Annotated in this window: 6 protein-coding genes; 1 reads left to right on the top strand and 5 read right to left on the bottom strand. The window is 60.9% G+C overall.

The window, feature by feature from the left end; all coding sequences use genetic code 11:
• Positions 1–87 precede the first annotated feature (87 nt).
• From QMX84_RS25065 to QMX84_RS25045, 5 genes are all read right to left on the bottom strand, one after another.
• A complete protein-coding gene (locus QMX84_RS25065; protein ID WP_282365053.1) occupies positions 88–2,892 on the bottom strand; it encodes an FAD-binding and (Fe-S)-binding domain-containing protein in 2,805 nt (934 codons plus the stop codon).
• Positions 2,889–3,560, bottom strand: coding sequence for a lactate utilization protein C (locus tag QMX84_RS25060; protein ID WP_282365052.1), 672 nt, complete (start codon positions 3,558–3,560; stop codon positions 2,889–2,891). The genes QMX84_RS25065 and QMX84_RS25060 overlap by 4 nt, the downstream gene beginning before the upstream one ends.
• A complete protein-coding gene (locus tag QMX84_RS25055) occupies positions 3,557–5,008 on the bottom strand; it encodes a LutB/LldF family L-lactate oxidation iron-sulfur protein (protein ID WP_282365051.1) in 1,452 nt (483 codons plus the stop codon). The genes QMX84_RS25060 and QMX84_RS25055 overlap by 4 nt, the downstream gene beginning before the upstream one ends.
• A complete protein-coding gene (locus QMX84_RS25050) occupies positions 5,005–5,829 on the bottom strand; it encodes a (Fe-S)-binding protein (RefSeq protein WP_282365050.1) in 825 nt (274 codons plus the stop codon). Before QMX84_RS25050 ends, QMX84_RS25055 begins: the two co-directional genes overlap by 4 nt.
• Positions 5,830–5,973: 144 nt before the next feature.
• Positions 5,974–7,668 (bottom strand): lactate permease LctP family transporter, encoded by a 1,695-nt coding sequence (locus QMX84_RS25045; protein ID WP_153327475.1) that lies wholly within the window; start codon positions 7,666–7,668, stop codon positions 5,974–5,976.
• 260 nt (positions 7,669–7,928) lie between these two features.
• Between QMX84_RS25045 and QMX84_RS25040 the strand changes: the two genes are divergently transcribed.
• Positions 7,929–8,696: a GntR family transcriptional regulator gene (locus QMX84_RS25040; protein WP_048373231.1), complete on the top strand. Its 768-nt coding sequence runs from the start codon at positions 7,929–7,931 to the stop codon at positions 8,694–8,696.
• Positions 8,697–8,780 lie beyond the last annotated feature (84 nt).

The raw sequence follows: 8,780 nt of genomic DNA, 5'->3' as shown, positions 1-8,780 counted from the left end.
GGCTTGCTCGCGATAGTGTCGGCGCGGTCTTCAGAACCACCGCGTCGTTTGTATCGCGAGCAAGCCCGCTCCCACATTGTTCACCGCTCAACGAGCGGTGCTGACGCGGTCTACCAGGTAGACCAGGCCGTGGTAGTCGATGCCGCCATGTTGGCTCAGGCCGATTTCACACGTGCGGCTGGTCGATATCCCTTCGCTGCAATGCTGCACGGCGTCTTTTAAGGTGCGCAGTGAGTGGGCGTTCAGTTCGGGGGTGGTAAAGCCCTTGTCGCCCGCAAAGCCACAGCAATGTATCCCCTCCGGTATCACCACCTCGGTGCTGCACAGCCGTGCGATGTCGATCAGCGCCTGGCTTTCGCCCAAATGCTGGGTGCTGCAGGTGACATGCACGGCGATGGGGGCGGTTTGTGGGGTGAAGTTCAACTTATCCACAAGGTGGGTGCGGATGAAGCGCACCGGGTCGTAGAGGTCGAGACGGGTTTCGCCCAGGTCCTGGACCAGGCGCAGGGTGCACGGGCTGGTGTCGCAGTAAATGGGGTCGACCCCGCCACGGCTGGCGTGCAGCAAGGCGCCAATGAGTTCCTGGCGTTTGTGTTCGGCCTGTTCGTTGTAGCCTTTGGAGGCAAACGGCTGGCCGCAGCACAGGCTGTCCATGTTCTCGGGGAAGACCACTTGGTAACCGGCTTTTTCCAGCAGGCTGCAGGTTTTGTCGAGCAGCGAGGTTTGCTCTTTGTCGCCCGCCGCCGGGCCCATGACGCGGGACACGCAGGCCGCCAAATACACCACCCGCGGGCGGGCATCTTTAACCGGCGGGCTGAAGCGTACCGCCCGCTCGGGTTGCGGCATGGCGTTGGTCCACAGCGGCACGCGGCCTTTGCTGGCTTTGGTCAGGGCTGCCGAGATTTTGCCCAGGCGCGGCGCACCCAGCAGAATGCGTGCGCCATTGGCCACGTGCAGGGTGAAGCGCGCACCCTGTAGCGTGGTTGCAAAGTGGTTGCCCAGCAGGTCGGCGGCTTTGAGGTGGTTGGCGCTGCGCGCGCGCAGTTTTTTCACCAGTTCGCCGGTGTTGATGCCCACCGGGCAACGCTGGGCGCACAAACCGGTGGCGGCGCAGGTGTCGATGCCTTGGTAGGCGTAGGCTTTTTCCAGCTCGCGGGTGTCGACCCCGGCGCGCTTTTTGGCCTGAATGTCTCGCCAGATCACAATCCGTTGCCGAGGGCTGAGTGTCAGGCCTTTAGAAGGACACACCGGCTCACAAAAACCGCACTCGATGCACTTATCCACAATCTCGTCGGCGGCCGGCATCGGCTTGAGGTGTTTGAGGTGGATGTGCGGGTCTTCGCTGAGCACCACGTCGGGGTTGAGGATGCCTTGCGGGTCGAGCAAACGCTTGAGTGCCCACATTAATTGGTAGGCGTCGCTGCCCCATTCCAGCTCAACAAACGGCGCCATGTTGCGCCCGGTGCCGTGTTCGGCCTTGAGCGAGCCGCCGAACTCCACGGCGATCAGTTGCGCCACGTCGTCCATAAACGCTTGGTAGCGGGCGACCTCTTCGGGGTTGTTAAAGCCCTGGGTGAATACAAAGTGTAGGTTGCCTTCCAGGGCGTGGCCGAACAGGATCGCTTCGTCGTAGTGGTGTTTGTCGAACAGCTCGATGAGACGGTTGACGCCGATGGCCAGTTGCTCGACCGGGAAGGTCACGTCTTCGATGATCACCGTGGTGCCGGTTTTGCGCACCGCGCCGACGGCCGGGAAGGTGTCTTTGCGAATTGCCCAGAGTTTGGCGTTTTCGCGGGGGGTTTCGGTGAAGTCGACTTGTTTCTCGACCGCAAAGTCGGCCAGCGACGCCATGATCTGCGCCAGTTGTTCATGCAGCAAGGTTTGGCTGGCCGCGCGGGACTCGATCAGCAGGGCGCAGGCATTGGCCGACAGTTCTTTAACGAACGCGGGCATGCCGGGTTTGTCTTGTACCGAGCGCAGGCTGCGGCGGTCGAGCAGTTCCACGGCTGACACGGGCTGGCTTTTCAGCACGGTGACCGCGTTGCAGCAGGTCTCTACGTCGGGGAAGACGATCAGCGCCGAGGCTTTGTTGGGGTGGTCGATGACCGTGTCGTAGGTCACCGAGCTAATAAAGCCCAGGGTGCCTTCGCTGCCGACCAGCAAGTGGCTGAGGATATCCAGCGGGTCATCGAAGTCGACCAGAGCGTTGAGTGACAGGCCCGTGGTGTTTTTCAGACGATATTTGTGGCGGATTTTTGCAGCCAATTCAGCATTGGCGCGGGTCTCGCGTGCCAATGTCGCCAATTGCTCGAGCAGGGCGCCGTGGCTTTGACGAAAGGCGGCGATGTTGGCCGCGTCTTCGGTGTCCACCCGGGTGCCGTCAGCCAACACCACGCGGATACCGGCCAGGGTGTGATAGGTGTTTTGTGCGGTGCCGCAGCACATGCCGCTGGCGTTGTTGGCGACAATGCCGCCGATTTTGCAGGCGTTGATCGAGGCCGGGTCGGGGCCGATCTTGCGCCCGAAAGGTGCCAGCCAAGCGTTGGCTTGCGCGCCGATGACCCCCGGTTGCAGGCGGATTTGCGCGCCTTGCTCGCGAATGACTTTGCCGTTCCAGTTGTCGCCGAGCACGATCAGCACTGAATCGCTGATGGCTTGGCCTGACAGGCTGGTACCCGCGGCGCGGAAGGTGACGGGCACTTGGTCGCGGCGGGCGAGGTTGAGCAGTTCGACCACTTCGTCTTCAGATTCGACGCGGATCACCAGTTGCGGGATCAGCCGATAAAAGCTCGCGTCGGTGCCGAAAGCCAGGGTGGAAAGCGGGTCGGTGAAGCGGCGGTCGTCGGGGATCAACCGCTCGGCATCACGAGTAAACGTCGCAGGCAGGCTCATGCGTCCTCCAGAATTAATACCACCAGGTCTTTCGGGCCGTGGGCGCCGTAGGCCAGTACTTGTTCGATGTCAGCGGTTTTGGACGGGCCAGACACCAACAATGCGTTAGTCGGCATGCCCGCGGTCCAGTTCATTTCACGCTGCACTGAATAAAAGTTGTCGCGGATTTGGCTGGCCTTGAGCAGCGCAAAATGCACCGGCGGTACCAGGCTCATCAGGCGCGGTTCTTCCGGTGTTGGCCAGAGGATCAAGCTGCCGGTGGCGGCAATCGCGCCCAAGGTGGTGGTGAAGCTGGCCGGGGTGTCGTTGAACAGCTCGGCTTTCCATTCTTCCACGGGGCGGTCGTAGGCTTTGAGTGGCGGCAGCGCAGGGTTTTGTGCCCAATGCGCCGTCACTTTCTGCCCGTGCGCTGTGGTTGGGGCGATTAACAGGCTCGGCAATTGGCGGTCGCAGACTAATTGCGCCAGCAGGGCGGGCCAGTCGGCTTCGGTGGTGAGGTGGATTTCGGTGTGCACGGCTTCCATCAACTTACGCAGTTGCGGGATGCGTTGCTCCGGGGTGTAGGTCCACGGTTCTGTCACCAATGCTTCGTCGAAGTTGTCAGGCACGGGTGTGGTGCCTGTCAGGCTTTTACGCAGTTTGTTGAGGATGTTTTGCTTGGCGCTCATCGCGAGGCTCCCGACTTTTTCGCCATGTGTTCGCGGGCCATGTCGTGCAGCGAGCGGGCGGCGGGTTTAGGGGCGCTGTGGTTTTGGGTCCACGGGCCGACGTTGTTGGGTGTAAGCCCGCGCAGGCGGGTAGCGGCTTTGACGAACACGCGGTAGAGCGCGGGCGAGCTGTTGAGCTTGGCCCACAGGTTCCACATGAGGCGCTCTTTGCGTGAGTACTTGCTGCCTTGGCCGCGCATGATGCGTGGTACGGCATCGGGCGATTTAACGTTCTCTTCGCGTAGGCGACGCAGCAATGCCGGGATCGGAATTTTTACCGGGCACACTTCGCCACAGGCGCCGCACAACGACGAAGCGCTGGGATGATCTGGGACTTTGCCCAGGCCGACCATGTGCGGGGTGATGATTGCGCCAATGGGGCCGGGGTACACCTCGCCGTAGGCATGACCGCCGATGCGGGTATACACCGGGCAGTGGTTCATGCAGGCACCGCAGCGAATGCAGTTGAGGGTTTGGCGCAGTTCGCTGTCAGCAAACGCCTGGCTGCGACCGTTGTCGAGCAGCACCAGGTGGACTTCTTCGGGGCCGTCGAGTTCGCCGGGTTTGCGTGGGCCGCAGATCATGTTGACGTAGGTGGTGATCGGTTGGCCGAGGGCCGAGCGGGTCAGCAATGACACCAGCGGTACAACGTCACGCAGGTTTTCGACCACTTTCTCGATGCCGGTGACGGCAATGTGTACCGGCGGCACGGTGGTCGACATGCGCCCGTTGCCTTCGTTTTCGACCAGCAGCAGGGTGCCGGTTTCAGCCACGGCGAAGTTGACGCCGGACACGCCGATGTCGGCTTCGAAAAACTTTTGGCGCAGCACGCGACGACCGATCTGGATCAGTTGGTCGACGTCTTTGGTGTATTCAACGCCGAGCTTGTTGTGGAACAAGTCGGCCACTTGCCCGGCGTTCTTGTGGATCGCGGGCATGATGATGTGGGACGGCTTCTCGTTGTCGAGCTGAACAATGTACTCGCCCATGTCGGACTCAAGGCATTCGATGCCCTGTGCGCCAAGCACGTGGTTCATTTCCATCTCTTCGCTGACCATCGACTTGCCTTTGATGACTTGCTTGGCGGCACGGCGGCGGGCAATCGAGAGCACGATGTCATTGGCCTGCTCGACGGTTTCGGCCCAGTGCACCTGCACACCGTTGCGGGTCAGGTTGGCTTCGAGGCGCTCCAGCAGGTCAGGCAGTTTGGACAGGGCGCGGGCGCGGACGGCATTGCCCAGCGCACGCAAATGCTCGCGTTCGTGGGCATCGCTGAAGGACACCGCGCGTTTGGTCATCAGCGAGTCCATGGCGTTGCGAAAGTTATTTCGCAATTGTTTGTCGGCCAATGCCTCGTGGGCGCGCTCGCGGAAGTCTTCGATGACAACAGCAGGGATCAACGCGCTCATTGTGCACCTCCGGTGCGTTGCCACAGGAAGCTGGCCAGATGCTGACCGCGCAGGGCTTTTTGCTGTTTTTCGAGGGAGCCGTTGATGTTCATCAGGCAGCCGCAGTCGGCGGTCAGCACTTGGTGTGCGCCGGTTTCAATCAGGGCGCGGGTCTTGTCGGCGACCATGGCCCCGGAAATATCAGGCAGGCGTACGCTGAATGTCCCACCAAAGCCGCAGCATTCGCTTTCATGGCTGTGGTCGATGCGCTCAACGTTGCCCAGTTGCGCGAGCATTTCGCGGCCGTGCAGGTGGGTGTTCATTTCGCGCCGGGCAGAGCAGGAGGTGTGCAGCGCGACTTTGATCGGGGCGCCGCTGTCCTTGAACTGCACTTTGCACACAAACAGCAAAAATTCGGTGAGTTCAAAGGTGCGTTCGGCCAGGGCGTGGACCTTTTTCAAGGTGTCTGGCTCATCTTCGAACAGGTCTTCGTAGTGTTCGCGCAGCATGCCGGCGCAGGAGCCGGAGGGCACGACCACGGGGTAATCTTCGGCAAACAGCGCCAATTGTGCACGGGCCACTTCGCGGGCCTGGTCGGTGTAACCCGAGGTGTAGGCCGGTTGCCCGCAGCAGCTTTGGCCTTGCGGGTAGTCCACGTCGATGCCTTCGCGTTCGATCAGGTGGATCGCGTCCATCCCGGCTTCGGGAAAGAACAGGTCGACGACGCAGGTGCCGAACAGGTAGACCTTGCGGGGTTTGTGCGCAGGGTAATGGCGCGGGGTCGGAAGGGGTGGGGCGACACGGGTCGCGTTGGGCACGGCGTTGTAAAAAAGCTCGCTCATCAGGCGTCTCCGGGTGGTCCCGGTTATAGATCCACGGTAGCGGCTGAAAACCCTCTTCAGCCGCGAGGCAGACCGGGTAATAAAGTATGGGCGCCGGGGACGTGCCCCGGCGCTTTTAACGTGGTGTCACCATAGCCCTGTTGATTAATGCACCAGCATGCCGGTGAACCAATACGCCTGGGCGAGCGTGATCAGGCCAACGATGGTGGCGAAGAACAGGCTGTGTTTGAGGGTGAAGCGGAACAGATCGGACTCTTTGCCCACCAGGCCGGTTGCCGCACAGGCGACGGCGATGGATTGTGGCGAGATCATTTTGCCGGTCACGCCGCCGCTGGTGTTGGCGGCCACCATGAGGGTGTCGCTGACGCCGATCTGGTGCGCGGTGGTGGCTTGCAACGAGCTGAACAGGGCGTTCGACGAGGTGTCGGAGCCGGTCAGGAACACGCCCAGCCAGCCGAGGAACGGCGAGAAGAACGGGAACGCGGCGCCCGTACCGGCCAATACCAGGGCCATGGTGGAGGACATGCCCGAGTAGTTGGTCACGAAGGCAAAGGCCAGCACCATGCCGATGGACAGGATCGGCCAGCGCAGCTCGTAGAGGGTCTCTTTGAAAGTGGTCAGACCGGTTTTGATGTCGATTTTCAGGATCAGCATCGAGATCAGCGCCGAGAAGAAAATCGCGGTGCCGGTGGCTGAAATCGGGTCCAGTTTGAACACGGCGGCAATGGCGGTTGGCGCGTTGACGATCGGCGCGGTTTTGATCACCAGTTGATCAAGGTGCGGGATGGCAAAGTTGAACACCCAGCCGTACATCGAACCACCCGGCGAGAACAGGGCTTTGAAGGGTTTTAGGGTCCAGATGGTGACCAGCACAGTCAGGATCAGGAACGGCGACCAGGCCTTGAGGATTTGCATCAGGCTGTAAGGCGAAACCATCAAGTTGCTTGGTTTGCCGAAACCACCTGCGCTGGCGGTAACAACAACGTCAGAGCTCACGCCCGGAATCTGCGCGCCGGCGGTGCGTTTTGGCTGCCACACTTTCAGGAACAGGGTCAGGCTGATCAGGCTGGCCAGTGCCGAGGTGATGTCCGGCAGTTCTGGGCCAATGTAGTTGGAGGTGAAGTACTGAGTGACGGCGAAGCTCAAACCAGCCACCAGTGCTGCCGGCCAGGTTTCACGCACACCGCGCAGGCCGTCCATCATGAAGACCAGCCAGAACGGCACGAACAACGACAGCAGCGGCAGTTGGCGACCGGCCATGGCGCCGATCTTGAACGCATCGATGCCTGTTACCTGGCCCGCCACGATGATCGGGATGCCGAGGGCGCCGAAGGCAACCGGGGCGGTGTTGGCGATCAGGCACAGTCCTGCGGCGTACAGCGGGTTGAAGCCCAGGCCTACGAGCAGGGCGGCGGTAATCGCTACCGGAGCACCGAAACCGGCTGCGCCTTCCAGAAACGCACCGAAGCAGAAACCGATCAGCAGCACTTGCAGGCGCTGGTCATCGGTAATCGACAGGACGGAGCTGCGGATGATTTCGAACTGGCCGCTTTTGACGGTCAGTTTGTAGAGGAACACCGCGGCAACGATGATCCAGGCAATTGGCCAGAGGCCATAAGCAAATCCATAACCTGCGGCGGCAATCGCCATGTCGACGGGCATCTGGAAGGCGAAGATCGCCACCAGAATCGACAAGGCAAGGGTAATGCTGCCAGCCACGTGCCCTTTGAGACGGAACACAGCCAAGGCCAGGAAGAAAAACACAATCGGGATAACGGCCGCGAGTGCGGACAAGCCGAGGCTGCCGAGCGGGCTGTAAAGCTGTTGCCAGGTTTGCATATGGGGTGGCCCCTAATTGTTATTGGTCGATGCTGCTGACTGCATTTGGGTAATTGGTAATACCAATTTACAATCGCTGTGGGCTAGGTTAAAAGCCTTGTATGGCGTGTGTCAATTTGCCGCTACTTAATCTTTCGTCGCGTTGTTCGTTGCCTGGGCAACTGATGGGGTAAAAGGCGGTTTTTCTGATAGGTGTTTGGCGAGCGCCAATCGGCGAGAATAGTGGGCCCGGCGCGTGGTCGGGTGCGTGGAGAGCAGTTATGGGGTTTGGTCAAATCCGTCAGCGCCGTTTGTCGGACGATATTGTCGAGCAGCTTGAGGGCATGATCCTTGAGGGCACGTTGAAGGCCGGTGAGCGCTTACCGGCCGAGCGTGCGCTGGCGGAGCAGTTTGGGGTGTCGCGCCCGTCGCTGCGTGAAGCGATTCAAAAGTTGGTCGCCAAAGGTTTGCTGATCAGCCGCCAGGGCGGTGGCAACTATGTGGCGACGTCGCTGGGCTCGACCTTCAGTGATCCGTTGCTGCAGTTGTTGGAAAGTAACCCTGAGGCACAGCGCGATTTGCTGGAGTTTCGCCATACCCTGGAGGCGTCTTGCGCGTATTACGCGGCATTGCGTGCGACCGAGATGGACCGAGAGCGGCTGCGGTTTGCCTTTGAGCGGTTGCAAGATTGCTATACGCGGGTGGATGAGGTGAGCCGGGCCGAGGAAGGGGAGGCCGATGCTAACTTCCACCTGGCGATTGCCGAGGCGAGCCACAACGCGGTGTTGTTGCACACGATTCGCGGGTTATTCGATTTGCTCAAGCGCAACGTGGTGACCAACATTGGCGGCATGTACAAGCAGCGCAGCGAAACGCGCGACATGCTGATTGATCAGCACCGCGAGTTGTATCTGGCGATTGTGGAAGGTCGGGCTGAGGATGCGCGGGGCGTTGCGAGCCGCCATCTCATGTACGTGCAGGAAGTGTTGGAGGAGGTACGTCAGGAAGTTCAGCGCGTGGCGCGGGCAGAGCGACGTAATGGGTTGTGAACTGCTCTGTGGGAGCGGGCTTGCTCGCGATAGGGTCAATGCGGTGTGCTAGAGACACCGCGTTGTCTGAATCGCGAGCAAGCC

It is taken from the genome of Pseudomonas sp. PS01297 (assembly GCF_029959305.1).
In the GTDB taxonomy this organism is placed as follows: Bacteria; Pseudomonadota; Gammaproteobacteria; order Pseudomonadales; family Pseudomonadaceae; genus Aquipseudomonas; species Aquipseudomonas helleri.
The sequence above is the reverse complement of the archived record's forward strand: the minus strand, read 5'-3'. Positions and strand labels throughout refer to the sequence as shown.